Origin of the sequence: Paenibacillus sp. BC26, from assembly GCF_900116125.1 — a bacterium.
In the GTDB taxonomy this organism is placed as follows: Bacteria; Bacillota; Bacilli; order Paenibacillales; family Paenibacillaceae; genus Paenibacillus_Z; species Paenibacillus_Z lignilyticus.
This window is the reverse complement of the sequence record NZ_FPAD01000006.1, coordinates 16,713-32,539: the sequence shown is the minus strand read 5'-3', so window position 1 is coordinate 32,539 and position 15,827 is coordinate 16,713. Positions and strand designations below refer to the sequence as shown.

Annotated in this window: 12 protein-coding genes and 1 other annotated feature; of the genes, 9 read left to right on the top strand and 3 right to left on the bottom strand. The window is 54.9% G+C overall.

The window, feature by feature from the left end:
* Nucleotides 1–102: 102 nt before the first annotated feature.
* Nucleotides 103–1,863: an ABC transporter ATP-binding protein gene (locus BM412_RS28580; protein WP_091225115.1), complete on the top strand. Its 1,761-nt coding sequence runs from the start codon at nucleotides 103–105 to the stop codon at nucleotides 1,861–1,863.
* The gene (locus BM412_RS28575) at nucleotides 1,860–3,695 is read left to right on the top strand and encodes an ABC transporter transmembrane domain-containing protein (RefSeq protein WP_091225114.1); all 1,836 of its coding nucleotides are present in this window, start codon (nucleotides 1,860–1,862) and stop codon (nucleotides 3,693–3,695) included. The genes BM412_RS28580 and BM412_RS28575 overlap by 4 nt, the downstream gene beginning before the upstream one ends.
* A gap of 100 nt (nucleotides 3,696–3,795) precedes the next feature.
* On the opposite strand, the gene BM412_RS28570 is transcribed toward BM412_RS28575, so the two are convergent.
* From BM412_RS28570 to BM412_RS28560, 3 genes are all read right to left on the bottom strand, one after another.
* Entirely contained in the window at nucleotides 3,796–4,491 is a 696-nt protein-coding gene (locus tag BM412_RS28570) for an SDR family oxidoreductase (RefSeq protein WP_091225113.1), read from the bottom strand.
* Between the two features lie 15 nt (nucleotides 4,492–4,506).
* Nucleotides 4,507–4,962 carry a VOC family protein gene (locus BM412_RS28565; RefSeq protein ID WP_091225291.1) on the bottom strand — a complete coding sequence of 152 codons (456 nt, stop codon included), beginning with the start codon at nucleotides 4,960–4,962 and terminating at the stop codon, nucleotides 4,507–4,509.
* A gap of 1,237 nt (nucleotides 4,963–6,199) precedes the next feature.
* The gene (locus BM412_RS28560; RefSeq protein WP_091225290.1) at nucleotides 6,200–8,230 is read right to left on the bottom strand and encodes a transglycosylase domain-containing protein; all 2,031 of its coding nucleotides are present in this window, start codon (nucleotides 8,228–8,230) and stop codon (nucleotides 6,200–6,202) included.
* Between the two features lie 299 nt (nucleotides 8,231–8,529).
* On the opposite strand from BM412_RS28560, the gene speE reads away from it, so the two are divergent.
* The 7 genes from speE to argS (BM412_RS28525) all read left to right on the top strand — a co-directional run bounded on the left by speE (nucleotide 8,530) and on the right by argS (BM412_RS28525) (nucleotide 15,817).
* Nucleotides 8,530–9,357, top strand: a complete 828-nt coding sequence (gene speE / locus BM412_RS28555) for a polyamine aminopropyltransferase (protein WP_091225112.1) — start codon at nucleotides 8,530–8,532, stop codon at nucleotides 9,355–9,357.
* A gap of 19 nt (nucleotides 9,358–9,376) precedes the next feature.
* Nucleotides 9,377–10,246, top strand: a complete 870-nt coding sequence (gene speB, locus BM412_RS28550; protein ID WP_091225111.1) for an agmatinase — start codon at nucleotides 9,377–9,379, stop codon at nucleotides 10,244–10,246.
* 248 nt (nucleotides 10,247–10,494) lie between these two features.
* On the top strand, nucleotides 10,495–10,746 hold the full coding sequence (locus BM412_RS28545) for a DUF7667 family protein (protein ID WP_090985995.1): 252 nt from the start codon (nucleotides 10,495–10,497) through the stop codon (nucleotides 10,744–10,746).
* Between the two features lie 62 nt (nucleotides 10,747–10,808).
* Nucleotides 10,809–11,327 (top strand): DNA-deoxyinosine glycosylase, encoded by a 519-nt coding sequence (locus tag BM412_RS28540; RefSeq protein WP_091225110.1) that lies wholly within the window; start codon nucleotides 10,809–10,811, stop codon nucleotides 11,325–11,327.
* A 73-nt stretch (nucleotides 11,328–11,400) separates the two neighbouring features.
* Nucleotides 11,401–11,702: a binding site (T-box leader), on the top strand.
* A 60-nt stretch (nucleotides 11,703–11,762) separates the two neighbouring features.
* Complete coding sequence (gene argS / locus BM412_RS28535) at nucleotides 11,763–13,502, top strand: arginine--tRNA ligase (protein ID WP_371264874.1); 1,740 nt, start codon at nucleotides 11,763–11,765, stop codon at nucleotides 13,500–13,502.
* Between the two features lie 92 nt (nucleotides 13,503–13,594).
* Complete coding sequence (locus BM412_RS28530) at nucleotides 13,595–14,062, top strand: YwiB family protein (protein WP_091225108.1); 468 nt, start codon at nucleotides 13,595–13,597, stop codon at nucleotides 14,060–14,062.
* 75 nt (nucleotides 14,063–14,137) lie between these two features.
* Nucleotides 14,138–15,817 (top strand): arginine--tRNA ligase, encoded by a 1,680-nt coding sequence (gene argS, locus BM412_RS28525; RefSeq protein ID WP_091225107.1) that lies wholly within the window; start codon nucleotides 14,138–14,140, stop codon nucleotides 15,815–15,817.
* Nucleotides 15,818–15,827 lie beyond the last annotated feature (10 nt).

Here is a 15,827-nt window from a genome sequence, read left to right as displayed (position 1 = left end):
AAAGGTGAAGCGGCTTTTTATTATTCTGTTGTTTCGAAGAGCATCCTAATTATGGTATAGTCGAATGACAGAACATTTGTTCTAAAATTAGGAGGAACTGGCATGAATTTACCGCGCGTATCGCGCAATCATTATTCGGAGCTGCTCCGGCGCTATCTGCTTCCGCAGAAGCGGACGCTAATCGGTCTTGCCTTCCTGCTGTTCCTATCGATTGGCTTACAGCTGATCAACCCGCAAATCATTCGCTTCTTTATTGATACCGCACAATCGGAAGGCAGTTTGAAGCCGCTACTTATCGCTGCCTGTCTGTTCATCGGGTTTTCCCTTGCGCAAGGGGCGGTATCGGTCATAGCTACATACTTCAGTGAAAACATCGGTTGGAAAACAACGAACGTGCTCCGCGGCGACTTGGCGGCGCACTGTCTGTCGCTGGATATGCCGTTTCATAAGTCGCATACGTCAGGCGCTATTATTGAACGGGTAGACGGGGACGTGAATGCGCTGGCGAATTTCTTCTCCAGCATGATCATAAACTTAGTCGGCAATTTCTTGCTGATGGTGGGCATCTTAATCCTGCTGTTTCGGGAGAGCTGGTTAATCGGCGCAGGTATGACGGTATTCGTGATTGCGGCGATTCTGGTCATCCAGCGCATAAGGAAGCTGGCTGCACCGCTGTGGAAGGATTGGCGGCAAGCGAACGCGGATCTGTACGGCTTCATCGGCGAACAGCTGGAAGGGACGGAGGATATCCGGGCCAATGGGGCCTCCGGGTTCGTGATGAATCGCTTCTACGGCATGCTGCAGCGGATGCTGCCGCTTCGCGTGAAGGCTTTTCTGGGCTTTGGCGCGATGTGGAGCACGACCATCGTTGTTTTTGCATTAGGGAATGCGATGGCCTTCGCGATCAGTGCCTATCTGTGGAAGGCTGGCTCTATATCGATCGGTACGGTGTATTTGATTTTCTATTACACGGAGCTGCTTACGAAGCCGATTGAGAAGATCCGCACCCAAATGGAGGACTTGCAGAAAGCGGACGCCAGCATATCGCGTATTCGGGCTTTGTTCGAGACGCGCTCTTCTATTGTAGACGGGCCAGGTGCGACACTCCCTTCGGGCGCGCTTGGTGTGAAGTTCGATGAGGTTACTTTCAGCTACGAAGATGGTACGGGCGAGCCTACGCTGGATCGCTTGGTTTTGGACTTGAAGCCCGGCGAAGTGCTCGGCCTGCTCGGCCGGACAGGGAGCGGAAAGTCGACGCTGGCCAGGCTGCTGCTGCGGTTCTATGATCCGCAGGAAGGGAGCGTGTCCCTGGGCGGGACGGATATTCGCAAGTTGAAGCTCAGTCAGCTCCGCAATCGCGTTGCGATGGTTACGCAGACGATCGAAATTATGGAGGGCACCATTCGGGATAATCTCACCTTCTATGATGACGCTATTCCGGATGAGCGAATCATTGCCGTCTTGCATCAGCTTGGATTAACAAGCTGGTATGAGGCGATGCCGGAAGGGCTGGACACCCGGCTCGCTTCCGGCGGCGGGAGTCTCTCTGCCGGGGAGGCGCAGCTATTGGCTTTTGCCCGCGTCTTTCTGACCAACCCGGGCCTAGTCATTATGGACGAAGCTTCGTCACGGCTGGATCCGATGACGGAGCAGCGCATTGAACAGGCCATCAGCACGCTGCTTGCGAACCGTTCCTGTATTATCATTGCGCATCGATTGGCTACCGTGCAGCGGGCCGACAGCATCCTGATTCTTGAGAACGGCCGTGTCGTGGAAACAGGCAGCAGAACAGCGCTCGCATCGGATCCGACATCGCGTTTCAGTGCCATGCTGGCAACCGGTCTTGAGGAGGTGCTCGTATGACGACTTTTCAATTTCTAATGGGGCTCATCACATACCGGACATGGCGTTATGTCATCAATGCGACCGCTTGGACGGTTATTTACATGGTGCCTATTATTCCGGGGCTTATCACGAAGGAATTCTTCGATTCGCTCACGGGCGACGCTTCCCTGCAGATGGGGACTTGGGGCATTATCGCGCTGCTTCTTACTGCGGCGCTCGCCCGTGTTGTTCTGATTATTGTCGGGTTCATCACCGACGTGAATTTCCGCTTCCGCATGGGGATGATGCTGCGCCGTAACATGCTGAAGCATGTGCTGAAGCAGCCCGGTGCACGAGCGATTCCGTGCTCGCCGGGAGAAGCGATCAGCTATTTCCGCGATGACGTGGAACAGTCCGAGGAAGCGGCCAGCTGGTCGGTCGATGTGTTCGGCATGACCTGCTTTGCTTTGGTCTCCAGTTATATTTTGATTGGGATCGACGCTCAGATGACCTTGCTTGTATTCGTGCCGCTCGTTCTCGTTGTTGCCGTTGCGCAGCTGGCGACCTCCAGATTGCAGAAGTATCGCGCGGCCAGTCGCGAAGCGACCTCTCGTGTGACGGGAGCGATAAGCGAAATGTTCGGCAATGTCCAGGCCATTCAGATTGCCGGTGCAGAAGAACGTGTCATCGAGCGGTTCCGCAAGTTTAATGATACGAGACGCCAAACGATGCTGAAGGATAAGCTGATGGGAGAGGTACTGGACTCCATCTTTACGAATTCCGTGAACCTTGGCATCGGCCTCATTCTCTTGCTCGCGGGCCAGAAGCTCCGCGGAGGCTCGTTCACCGTCGGTGATTTCTCGTTGTTTGTCTACTATTTGACGTTCGTAACCTCGATTATTACGAATGTGGGCAAGTTCATTACGTATTTCAAGCAGATGGGTGTCGCGCTGGATCGGCTGAAAGGTCTGCTTCAAGGCGCGCCTGCCGGCGTGCTCATATTGAAGGAAGGGCTGCGCCTTCGCAAAGGCAGCGCCGCGAAGGAGAACGCAGCGGCTGCTGCGGGGGCGGTGGCAACAGGTTCGTCGGATGTGGAACCGCTGCGTGCCTTGGAAGTCGAAGGATTAACCTACCGGTTTCCGGAGACGGGGAGAGGAATCGAGGATATTCGGCTTAAGCTGGAGGGCGGGTCGTTCACCGTTGTAACCGGCGCGATCGGTTCCGGGAAGACGACGCTTATCCGCACCTTGCTTGGGCTGCTGCCTAAGGATGAAGGCATGATCGCGTGGAATGGGAAGACCGTTGCTGATCCGGGTACCTTCTTCACGCCGGCGAACAGCGCGTACTCGGCGCAAATTCCGCGGATGTACAGCGATACGCTGCGCAACAATATTTTGCTCGGTCAGCAGGAGCGAGGGGATGACTTGCAGCAGGCGATTCATACGGCCGTGATGGAGTATGACCTCGACCATTTGCAGAACGGACTGGAGACGATGATCGGGCCGCGTGGGGTAAAGCTCTCCGGCGGTCAGATGCAGCGGACGGCAGCTGCGCGCATGCTCGTGCGCGATGCACAGCTCTATGTGTTCGACGACGTATCGAGCGCGCTCGACGTCGAGACCGAGCAGAAGCTGTGGGAGCGCCTGTTCCAGAGCAGGGGCGACGCTACCTGCTTGGTCGTTTCGCATCGCAGAGCGGCATTGACGCATGCCGATCATATCATCGTCATGAAGGATGGCCGCATCGAAGCAGAAGGGACAGCGGAGGAGCTGCTGCGCATCAGCGCGACCTTTCAGGAGCTGTGGAGCGGGGATGAACGGACGGCCGATGCCGCATTGCCCGAAGGGGCAGCGCTTCAGCCGGAAACATAGGAAAAAGCCTCTGCAGGCGGCAAGTTGCCGAAGTTGCAGAGGCTTTTTTTGTGCTGGTTTGCTTGTATGGGCGTAGGCGATCAGACTCGGTCCGGTCCTGTTAGATCGGCATTTCCTTGCCGCTGTAATCCACGAATTGAAACCGAAGTTCTTCCAGGTCGATACGGCGCTCCAACAGGTCTACGATGCCGCGGGCGCTGGCATGCGGGTCAGTCGGGGCGTTCTCGCCGCCCATATCCGTCTTCATCCAGCCGGGGTGAATGCTGAGCACCTGAATTTGGCGTTTGTTTACATAGCGGTGAAGCTGCTGCGAGAACATATTGAGCGCCGTCTTCGAAATGCTGTAGGGATAGTCGCCGGGATAGGCGTTCGTAATGCTGCCTGCTTCGGATGAGATATTGAGGAGCGCGCCATTTGGTTCCGTAAGCAGAGGCAAAAAATGCTTCACGACCCGCATAGGCCCGTACAAGTTAACCTCGAACGCTTGCACGACGTCGTTCATATCGAGCTCTTCGATTTGCGTGTTGCGGGCATTGAGGATGGCTGCATTGTTGACGATCGCGCCAAGCGTTCGGCCTTCCCGCTTCAAGGCGGAAGCGAGCCCAGCAATGCTCTCTTCGCTGGCAACATCGAGCTCGGCTATTGTGAGCCGGTCCCCATACGTTGCGCGAAGTGTCGCAAGTTTGTCGCCGCTCACATCGCGAACCCCGGCAATCACGTTATGCCTGCGCTCAAGTGCCTCGGCGGCAATCGCTAAGCCAAGTCCGCGGCTTGCGCCGGTTAGTAGGATATTCATGCTCGCTGATCACTCCTATTTATCGTTTTCAAGCAGCTCGACGAGCACCTTCAATGCCGGGATGGTATCGATATAAGCGTACCGCCCGCCTGTATATTCGCCCTTCTGCTGAAGCGGGAACCCTTTCCCCTCCAGCAGCATGATCTTCTCTTTCATGCCTTCGATTTCAAAAGCGATATGATGCGGCCCTTCCCCATGCTCGTCCAAATAATTTCGCCACGTGCTCGGATGTTCGTCCGGTTCAATCAATTCAAGCTGTAAGGAGCCCATATCAATAAAAGCAAGCTTAGCCCGCGCCACAGTGGAAGCGCCGTTAAACTCCGTTTGCGCCTTATCCACCGTATCGGTGATGATCGCCTGCGGCTTTTCGATCCCGAAAAAATCCGCATAAGCTTGACTCACTTTGTCGATATCGTTGACGAGTATGCCGATTTGCGTAATGACTTTATTGCCGAGTAGTCCTGACAACAGCGAACACATCCTCTCCATAGTTGGGAAGCTAGACATAGACTATTACACAATCTTCCATACACTTACACAGTTATCTTATCCAATCGTCAAAATGAGTGTCAATTCCCAGCAGCAAGCTATTCACCCGTCGGGAGGTTAACGAAATGCTGAGGGAAAAGCGTGAGTGGCTGCTAGAGCGCCATAATGGTGGGAGAGCCTCGAAATGGGCAGAAGAGTAGCTTCTAGAGCAACACATTGGTGGAGGAGCGTCGAATTGAGCGAAAGAGTAGCTCTCAGAACAACACATTGGTAGGGGAGCGCAAGAAATGAGCAGAAGAGTAGCTCTCAGGGCAACATATTGGTGAGGAAGCGCCGAAAAGAGCAGAAGAGTGGCTTGCAGAGCAACACTTTGGTGGGGAAGTGCCGAAACGAGCAAAAGAGTAGCTTCCAGAGCAATACAATGGTGGGGGAACGCCAAAATGAGTAAAAGAGTAGCTCCTAGAGCAACACATGGGTGAGTAAGCGCCGAAAAGAGCAGAAGAGTAGCTTCCAGAGCAACACAATGGTGGGGGACGCCAAAATGAGTAAAAGAGTAGCTCCTGGAGCAACACATGGGTGAGGAAGCGCCGAAATGAGCAGGAGAGTATCTTCCAGAGTAACACTTTGGTGGGGAAGTGCCGAATTGAGCGAAAGAGTAGCTCTCAGGGCAACACAATGGTGGGGATGCGTCGAAGTGAGCTCTTGAGTAACTAACTATTAGAGGTGTTTATTTACGTAAGAGGTAACAGGTACCGTACTTTGGACAAAACAAAGCAATTTAGCTGATAGAGAGGAACCTATTACCGTTCATTGAGCGCAAATCGGCGAATTAAGCTCATGAAAGGTACTGGTTACCGCTCTTAGTGTGGAGTTGGAGTAAGAGGCGTGCGTGGAGAGCTACATACGTACTAATAGAAGGTTTTTGATCTCATGAAGCACATGAGGAGATCTACATTCCAGCAAAATGTATGATTTCGTGCAAAGAAGCACACTAGAAGAGCTACAAGTGAGCGAATCCCGCAAGATGCGCTCCCAATCGCCTGACAGCACAAAAAGGGTCGCTTGCCAATCCGAGAACTCGGATGGCAAAGCAACCCTTTCCCACCGCGGCTAGCCCGTGGACTACCCCACTTGCAAGCTCTCCCGCGGCTAGCCCCCACCGCGACTAGCCCGCGGCAAATTCCGCCGCGACTAGCGCCTTATCGCCGCTGCTCAAACGCTAGTTCGACCACCAGCGCTTGAGCTGCTTCCACCAGTGGCGCGTTTGCTCGGCTTGCGCGCCGCTGTCTTGCGTGCCCGAGGCATCGCCTTCGCCATGCACGCCGCAGACCTCAACCGGCTCGGTGCCGCTGACGAAGGATTCGAGCCGCCGGTCCGGGCAGGACTTCCCGGCGAGTTTGCCGCTCTGCGGATCGATGTAGACGGATACGACGCCGTCGGGCAGCGGGAAGATCTTCGGCGGAATGGCGGACAGCGCCGCTTCCGTGTAGGAGGCGAAGATCGGCGCGGCACGGCGCGCTTCCACGGGCGTCAGCTTGCGGCCCTTGTCGTAGCCGACCCAGACCGCCGTAGCCAGCTCCGGCGTATAGCCGACCAGCCAAGCGTCCGTTGCGGTCGTGCCGGTTTTGCCGGCGACCGGGCGCTTGATCATCGCCGAGACGCGGTTGCCGGTTCCGCCGGTTTCGAACACGCTCTCCATCAAGCTGGTAAGCACATACGCATGCGCGGCATCGACTACGGTGGAGGAAGCGGGCTGTGCTTCGTACAGCACCTCGCCCTTGGCATCCTCAATGCGCAAGATCGCCGTTGGCTCCATGCGTACACCGCCATTAGCAAATGCGCTGAATGCCGATGCCATCTCGAAAGGACTGACCGGGAAGGTGCCGAGCGCTAAGGAAGGCACCGGCTTCATCGGGCTCTCGATGCCCAGCTTCCGAGCCATGGCGATGACCTTCTCCGGTCCGACGGTCATGATCGAATTGACCGCATAAATGTTATCGGAGCTCGCGATGGCCTGACGCATATTAATGAAATCGCCAACGTACTTGCTGTTGTAGTTGCTCGGCGAATACGTCTTGCGGCCTTCATCATAAGTGAAGATCGTCGGCGTACTCTTAAACTGCGATACCGGCGTCAATACCCCTTCCTGCAGGGCAGTTAAATACAGAATCGGCTTAAAAGACGACCCCGGCTGCCGCGTCTTGGCAAAAACGCGATTATACTGGTTGGTCCTATAATCGCGGCCGCCGACCATCGCCTTGATGTAGCCGGTACGCGGATCGACGGAGACGAGCGCGGCCTGCTGCTCGGAATCCGCCGGGATTCCGGCTGCGACGGCCTCTTCCGCCGCGCGCTGCGCATCGGGATCCAGCGTCGTATAGATGCGAATACCGCCTTCGCTCATCGTCCGCTCATCGATGCCAAGCTTATCGACCGCCATATAGCGCACATAATCGCGGAAATAGGGCGCGGTTCCGGCCTGCTTGCTCGTTCCGAGCGGCACGAACCGAAGCAGCTCAGCGCCTGCCGCTTCAGCGTCGGGCTGCAGCAGAATTCCTTGATCCACCATCGTTTGGAGGATGGTGCGCTGCCTGTCCTTGGCATTTTTCATATCCATATAAGGGGAGTAGTATTTGGGGCCTTTCGGAATGCCCGCCAGCATCGCACTCTCAGCTAAAGTGAGCTCCGACGCGTGTTTTCCATAATACAACTCGGCTGCAGCTTCCGCGCCGTAGGCACCGTGGCCGTAATAAATTTGGTTCAAATACATCGCCAAAATCTCATCCTTGGAGTAATGCATCTCCAGCTGAATCGTATACATCGCTTCCTTCAGCTTGCGCGACCAGGTCCGCTCATGCGTCAAATACAGGTTGCGGGCGAGCTGCTGGGTCAGCGTGCTGGCTCCTTGCTTGCGCGACATATTTTCAACGTTAACGACCGCCGCACGGGCCATCCCTTTCATATCGAAGCCGAGGTGATCATAGAAACGCTGATCCTCGATGGCGAGCGTAGCCTCTACAAGATAGGGCGAAATTTGCTTCAAAGGCACCGATTGGCGGTTCTCGCCGGCATGAAACGTGTCAATGATATGGCCCTGCGCGTCGAGCATTTGCGACGTTTGGCTGATCGCCGAAGCGGGGAGCGCTTGCTCCCGCAAATAGTAGAGGAAGCCGAAGGCGCAAATGAACAGCAGCAGCAACGCCACGCCTGAATAAACCAGCCACCGTTTCACGTGCTTCAGCAGCGGCATCCATTTTTCCAATTGAATAGAAACAGGCAGTCGACGCTTCAAGACGCCGCCCTGCCTGAATATGGGTTTCAACCATCTTTTCATCTGCAAGTCTCCTAACCGAAAGAAAGTCCGCTTTATCCAACTAGTATGGAAAACAATGGGACACCCTATTCAGCGAGAAGGTTTATGGATTATGAAATTTTTGTGCGATGCTGGCAAAAGGTTGCTTTTTCCCCCCGTTAACTTATAATACAGATTGATACATTGGACCATATGATCAATAGCACCACTACATAAACGAAAGTAGGGATTTAACAATGGAATTGTGGTACACGGAGAAACAGACCCCGACTTATGGGATTACGATGAAAGTCAAAGAAACCTACGTCAGCGAGCAAACGGAATTCCAGCAGCTTGATATGATCGAGACGGAAGAATTCGGCACGATGCTTGTCCTGGACGGCATGGTTATGACAACGGACAAAGATGAGTGGGTTTATCACGAAATGGTCGCTCACCCTGTTCTATACACGCACCCGAATCCGCGCAAAGTGCTTGTTGTTGGCGGCGGCGACGGCGGCGTAATCCGTGAAATCCTGAAACACCCGAACGTAGAGAAGGCTGTTCTGGTTGATATCGATGGCAAAGTTATCGAGTACTCCAAGAAGTACCTTCCCCAAATCGCTTGCGGTTTGGACGACCCTCGCGTAGAAGTTATCGTGAATGACGGCTTCATGCATATCCACGATCACAAGAACGAGTACGATGTTGTAATGGTTGACTCCACGGAGCCGGTTGGCCCAGCGGTAAACCTGTTTACACGCGGCTTCTACCAAGGTATCTACGATGCGCTGAAGGAAGACGGCATCTTCGTAGCACAAACGGACAACCCTTGGTTTACGCCTGAGCTGATCTCGAACGTAAACCGCGATGTGAAAGAAGTGTTCCCGATCGTTCGCGTATTCTGGGCTAACGTGCCAACATACCCGAGCGGCCTGTGGACGTTCACAATGGGAAGCAAGAAATACGATCCGCTTGAAGTGGACGAGTCCAGCATCCCGGAAATCGACACTAAATATTACTCCCCGCGTCTGCACAAAGCGGCTTTCGTTCTGCCGAAATTTGTGGAAGACCTGGTGAAGTAAGAGGAGACCGACACAACCTATGAAACTCGATCAGAAATACTCCGGCAATGTGTTTATCCTTAGCTCGGATGACTATAACACGTCCAAAGCCGTTATTTACGGTATGCCAATGGACTTTACCGTATCGTTCCGCCCAGGCTCTCGTTTCGGCCCTCCGCGTATTCGCGAGGTGTCGATCGGTCTGGAAGAGTACAGCCCTTACCTGGACCGCAGCCTGGAAGATATCGAATATTTCGACGCCGGCGATTTGCTGCTGCCTTTCGGCAACGCGGCTCGCTCGCTTGAAGTGATCGGTGAATTCGTTCGCGGCGTATTGGACGACGGCAAAATGCCTGTCGGGCTTGGCGGCGAGCATCTCGTGTCGTGGCCGATTTTCCAAGAGGTGTACAAGAAGTATCCGGACATGGCGATCATTCACTTTGATGCCCATGCGGATCTGCGCGAGTCGTACGAAGGCGAACCGCTTTCCCACTCCACACCGCTTCGCAAAGCAGCCGGCCTTATCGGCGGCAAGAACGTCTACCAATTCGGTATCCGTTCCGGTTCCCGCGAAGAGTGGCAATATGCGCGCGAGAACATCAATTTCCACCCGTTCGAAGTGCTTGAGCCTTTGAAGAAAGTATTGCCTGAGCTTGAAGGCCGTCCTGTCTATCTGACGATCGACATCGACGTGCTGGATCCATCGGCAGCACCGGGAACAGGTACGGCGGAAGCCGGCGGCATCACGTCGAAGGAATTGATTGACGCGGTTCATGCCATTGCCCGTTCCGGCGTTAATATTGTCGGCTGCGACCTTGTTGAGGTAGCGCCGGCTTATGACCCTACAGAACAAACACAGATCGTCGCGGCGAAAGTCATCCGCGAAATGCTGCTTGGCTTTATTAAATAATAGCGAAGGACGGGAGCGATGCTCCCGTCCTTTTTTGTTGGTTGCTAAACAGCCTTCGCCGCTCTATTCGGTCTCCTAAATCAGGCTTCTTCTTTTTCGGCGGTCAAGTTTCAGAGTGCCGGAATCAGCTATAAAATAACAATAAAGCAGCTCCGGTTAGAGGACTACCGCATGCCCGCCGCTTAGGGCTTCATTTTTTGGTCATAATGAATAGTAGTAGTCTAACAATTGAAGGGGGCGAGCAAGTTATGAGCTTATTGCCAATTCACGAGCGGCTCGCGGAGCTGTGGACGGTTCGAAGCAAGAGACAGCTCTCGGCGGAGGAGCTGGCGGACTTTGAGCATTGCTTGGCGGTGAACGCGATGATTTGCCGACAAGTTGCGAATTTGTACAATCTCTCGCTGCTGGCTTCGATGACGGGCGATACGGAGTGGCAGCACGATATATGCCGCAAAATCGAACGGCTGACCGGAACGCCGCCGGCATCGCCTCAGCTCTAGCCGGGGCTTGAAATTAACGTCTCTTTCTGGTTTCCTATGGTTATGAGGGGAGGGACTGCGTGATGAGAGTACATTCATTTCCGCCGGAGATCGGCGATCGTGCGCGGGTGCTTGTCCTTGGCAGCATGCCGGGAACGGCTTCGCTCGCGAAGCACCAATATTACGCCCATCCGCGCAATCATTTATGGCCGGTGGTGTATGGCTTGTTCGGGCTGACGCCGGCTGAGGATTATGAGGATCGGCTCGTTTTTGCCAAGGCTCGCGGTATCGCGCTCTGGGATGTCATTGAATCCTGTCAGCGGGAGGGCAGTCTCGATGTGAACATCCGGGAGGAGCGTCCCAATGACATTCCCGGCTTGCTGGCGGAGTATCCGGAGATTAGCTGCATTGTGTGCAACGGGGCGAAGTCTCATGATACGTTCTTGAAGTATTTCAAAAGCTTACCCGAGCTCAGCGGCATAACGCTGCTCAAGCTGCCGTCGACCAGTCCGATTCCGACGGCTGCGATGCGCACGACTGCAGATCGGATCGAAGCTTGGCGCATTTTGCTGCCGCACTTAATTCCGCTCGAACAGACCTAGGCAAACCTCCGCAAGAGGCTTGCTTTTTTCGCGAGGTTGCATATAATAGGGGAAATACAGTCAGTAATAACAGCTACATACGATGAACGGGACAGTACCTTGCAGATCGGTGCTAGCAGCGAGCCGGGCTGGATGAGCGAATCATCCTTGGTGAAAGCCGGCGCAGCGGCGTAAGGGAAGCGGACCCGGGAGTAGATCCATTGAACATGCAGGGAGCTTGTTGAAGCGCGCCTCTGTAAGTAGATGAATCCGGTCACCCCGTTATCGTGCTTGAGAGGTTTTCGGCATGGCCGCCGCTGTTTGTTGTTCGTTGTTCGTGCAGCCATAATGAAAACCAGAAGAGTGGTACCGCGGAAATGAACCTCCGTCTCTTTATTAGAGACGGGGGTTTTATTTGTTTCTAACCACAAATCGGGGAGGATGAACATGATGAACCTGTTATTGCAATGGGCAGCCGCACAGCTGCAGCCGCATGTACCATCGCTGACCTATGAAGACATCGTGGCGCTGCTGGAACTCCCGCCAAACCCGGAGCTAGGCGACGTCGCATTTCCTTGCTTTGCGCTGTCGCGTGAACTGAAACGCGCGCCGGCCGCGATTGCCGCAGAGCTCGCGGAGCAGATCGGTGCCGGAGCCGATTCCGGAACGTCACCGACGATTCGCGCCGAAGCCAAAGGTCCGTACCTGAATCTCTTCCTCGTTCGGGAAGAGTGGGCACCGAAGCTGCTTGCTCCGCTGCTGCTTGCTGATTTCGGGCAATCGCAGGTCGGGACGGGTCAACGCGTCATCATGGATATGTCCTCTCCGAATATCGCCAAACCTTTCGGCGTGGGCCATCTGCGTTCGACGATGATCGGCAACGCGCTTGCTCAGATGTACCGCAGCTCCGGCTATGAGGTTGTGACCGTCAACCATATCGGTGATTGGGGTACGCAATTCGGCAAGCTGATGGAAGCGTATATGCGCTGGGGGGACGAAGCGAAGCTCAAGGAAGAGCCGATTCGCGAGAGCTTGCGTTTGTATGTCCAGTTCCATGAGGAAGCCGAGAAGGATCCGACTTTGGAGGACAAAGCGCGTCATTGGTTCTGGAAGCTGGAGAACGGCGATGAGGAAGCGCACCGGTTGTGGCGTTATTTTGTCTCGTTCAGCATGGAGGAATTCGACCGCGTGTATACGCGTCTTGGCGTGCAGTTCGACTATACGCTCGGCGAGAGCTTCTATAACGATAAAATGACCGCCGTCGTCTCGCGCCTGCAAGAGCTGCAGCTGCTGGAGGAAAGCAACGGCGCGCAGGTTGTTCGTTTGGAAGAGGAAGGATTGCCGCCATGCCTCATTCTGAAGTCGGACGGCACGACCATCTATCCGACGCGCGATCTCGCTACGGCACTCTATCGGAAGAACGAGATGGGCGGGGATTTGCTGCTGTATGTGGTAGGGGCGGAGCAGAAGCTGCATTTTCAACAAGTGTTTGCCGTCTTGAAGCGCATGGGCGAAGAAGTGGCAGACCAATGCCGCCATCTCGCATTCGGGCTGATGAAATTCGAAGGCCGCAAAATGTCCACGCGCAGAGGTCAGGTCATCTTCCTGGATGAGGTACTGGACGAAGCCGTATCCAAGGCTGCTGCCATTATTGCCGAGAAGAATCCGGATCTGGAAGATGCGCGGGATACCGCGGAAGCCGTTGGGATTGGTGCAATTGTGTTCGGCGATTTGCTTCATCATCGCATGCTGGAGGTGGATTTCTCGCTGGATGAGGCGCTTCGCTTCGAAGGGGAGACTGGCCCTTACGTGCAATACACGGCGGCAAGAGCATTCAAGCTGCTGGCCAAAGGGAAGCTGACGTTAGCCGAAACCGAAACGCGCAGCTTGTCCGGTGCAGTGAACGGAAGCGATCTGGGGCGTTATCTCGCAGGGACTGCGGCGTGGGAGTGCATGAAGCTGCTGGCCGCTTATCCCGAAGCGATTGCCGGCGCGCTGCGTCAGAATGAACCGGCGGTTGTGGCGCGTTTTCTGCTCGATGCGGCGAAACGCTTCAACCGTTTCTATCATCAGGAGCGCATTCTGACGGAGAATCCGGCGGACACCGAGGCGAAGCTGCTGCTGACTGCGGCGGTTGCCGGCGTGCTGCGTTCGGGGCTGTCCCTGCTCGGACTGCGGACACCGGAACAGATCTAGATGCTTGCGTCCCTGCGTGCAGGCATTGAAATTAGAGGTGCTCCTGTATATAGTGAGGACATAAGCATTTCAGGCGACGGGAGACCGTGATCATGACAGACAGAGCGAATGTAACGATATCGCTGAGAAGCGACATCGACGGGGAAGTGGAACAGAATACGTTTAATGGCGAATGGTTTCGAAAAGGCTCCTCCGTATTTGTCCGATACGAGGAAGCTAGCGAAGGTGAAGGCGACAGCGTCGTGCGGACGATTATCCGCTATCGCGACGGCGAGCTTAGCGTAACGCGCCGCGGTGATGTAGAGTCGCTGCAGACGTTTGTCGCAGGCACGAAACGAACCGGTCATTATGAATCGGCGCATGCCGCTTTTCATTTGGAGACGGAGACGAAGCTGCTTTGGGTTCAGTTTGGCGATTTGACCAAGACGGGACCGAGCGATGGACAGTTGAAGCCGGATCTGCCGATGTTGATCGAATGGCATTATACGCTGCTTGTAAATGATGAACCGACAGGGGAGTTCCGGCTTCGGCTGCAGGCGGAAGAGCTGTTGTTGACCTAGGCATATCGTCGTACCGATACCGATTATGCTTTAACTTACAGATTGATAAGCGAACCAGGGGGATTGAAGAATTACATGAAAACGAATGTCATCGTACAGCTGCATGAGCAGGTGAAACAAGCGATCGCGGATGCGGTCGTAACGGCAGGGCTGGCGGCCCGCGAAGAACTTCCGGTGTTTGTTCTGGAAGTACCGAAGGATAAGGCGCATGGCGACCTCGCAACCAATGCGGCGATGCAGCTGACGAAGCTGGCGAAGAAGAACCCGCGTCAAATCGCGGAAGCGATTATTGCGAACCTGGATACGAAGAAGGCTTCCATTCAGAGCGCTGAGATTGCCGGTCCCGGCTTCATTAACTTCCGGATGGACCGCAGCTATTTGTATCCGGTAGTGGGTCAAGTGCTTGAGCAAGGCGCCGACTACGGACGGATCGATACCGGAGCGGGAGAAACCGTACAAGTAGAGTTCGTCAGCGCGAATCCGACGGGCAGTCTGCATTTGGGCCATGCTCGCGGCGCCGCGGTTGGCGATGCCCTATGTAATGTGCTTGATTTTGCAGGATACAAGGTTACAAGAGAGTACTACATTAATGACGCAGGCAACCAGGTTGCGAACCTTGCGCTTTCCATTGAGGCACGCTACAAGCAAGCGCTTGGCCAAGATGCGGCAATGCCGGAGGACGGCTACCATGGCGAAGACATTATCGGTTTTGCCAAGGAGCTGGCAGCTTCGGAGGGCGACCGTCTGCTGTCGCTGTCAGACGAAGAGCGTTTCACCTTCTTCCGCGACTACGGCTTGGAGCGCGAGCTGAATAAGATCAAACGCGACCTCGGCGACTTCCGCGTGGAATTCGACGTTTGGTTCAGCGAGACTTCGCTATACCAATCCGGTCAAGTCGAGCAAGCGCTGGCAGCGCTTCGCGAGCGCGGTCAAGTGTTCGAAGAAGGCGGCGCTACGTGGCTGAACACGATGGCTTACGGAGACGACAAGAATCGCGTGCTTGTGAAAAATGACGGCTCGTACACCTATTTGACGCCGGACATCGCTTATCACCGCGACAAATTCGGCCGCGGCTTCGACAAAATGATCAACATCTGGGGCGCTGACCACCACGGCTACATTCCGCGCGTGAAAGCGGCTATGGAAGCATTGGGCAACGATCCGCAGAAGTTGGTGGTCCTTATCGCGCAGATGGTGAGCTTGTTCCAGAACGGCGAGAAGGTCAAGATGTCCAAGCGGACAGGTAAAGCCGTTACGATGGAGGATCTGCGCGAGGAAGTGGGTATCGATGCGATTCGTTACTTCTTCACTATGCGTTCGATGGACTCCCATCTGGATTTTGATATGGATCTCGCGATCTCGACTTCCAACGAGAATCCGGTATTCTATGTGCAATATGCGCATGCGCGGATTTGCAGCATTTTCCGTCAGGCCGAAGAGCAAGGCATCGCGATCTTGCCGCTTGATCAAGTGGATCTGAGCCAGCTGACAACGGAACATGAATTTGATCTTCTTCGCAAAATCGGCGAGCTGCCGCAGGAAATCTCTGAAGCTGCTTCGCAATATGCACCGCATCGCCTGATTCGCTATGTTTACGAGCTGGCTTCTCTGTTCCACAGCTACTACCGTGCGGATCGCGTCATTACCGAAGACGCGGCACAAACGCAAGCGCGCTTCGCTTTGCTGGGTGCGACTCGCGCGGCAATCGCGAACGTGCTGCGTCTTGTCGGTGTTTCCGCGCCGGAGCGCATGTAGTAGGCTTGCA

What these genes read in the sequence shown, in the direction of transcription:
- BM412_RS28545 (WP_090985995.1), top strand. Translation starts at nt 10,495, where the DNA reads ATGAGCTTATTGCCAATTCACGAGCGGCTCGCGGAGCTGTGGACGGTT.
- speB (WP_091225111.1), top strand. Translation starts at nt 9,377, where the DNA reads ATGAAACTCGATCAGAAATACTCCGGCAATGTGTTTATCCTTAGCTCG.
- BM412_RS28570 (WP_091225113.1), bottom strand. Translation starts at nt 4,491, where the DNA reads ATGAATATCCTACTAACCGGCGCAAGCCGCGGACTTGGCTTAGCGATT.
- BM412_RS28575 (WP_091225114.1), top strand. Translation starts at nt 1,860, where the DNA reads ATGACGACTTTTCAATTTCTAATGGGGCTCATCACATACCGGACATGG.
- BM412_RS28580 (WP_091225115.1), top strand. Translation starts at nt 103, where the DNA reads ATGAATTTACCGCGCGTATCGCGCAATCATTATTCGGAGCTGCTCCGG.
- argS (WP_091225107.1), top strand. Translation starts at nt 14,138, where the DNA reads ATGAAAACGAATGTCATCGTACAGCTGCATGAGCAGGTGAAACAAGCG.
- BM412_RS28560 (WP_091225290.1), bottom strand. Translation starts at nt 8,230, where the DNA reads ATGCCGCTGCTGAAGCACGTGAAACGGTGGCTGGTTTATTCAGGCGTG.
- BM412_RS28530 (WP_091225108.1), top strand. Translation starts at nt 13,595, where the DNA reads ATGACAGACAGAGCGAATGTAACGATATCGCTGAGAAGCGACATCGAC.
- speE (WP_091225112.1), top strand. Translation starts at nt 8,530, where the DNA reads ATGGAATTGTGGTACACGGAGAAACAGACCCCGACTTATGGGATTACG.
- BM412_RS28540 (WP_091225110.1), top strand. Translation starts at nt 10,809, where the DNA reads ATGAGAGTACATTCATTTCCGCCGGAGATCGGCGATCGTGCGCGGGTG.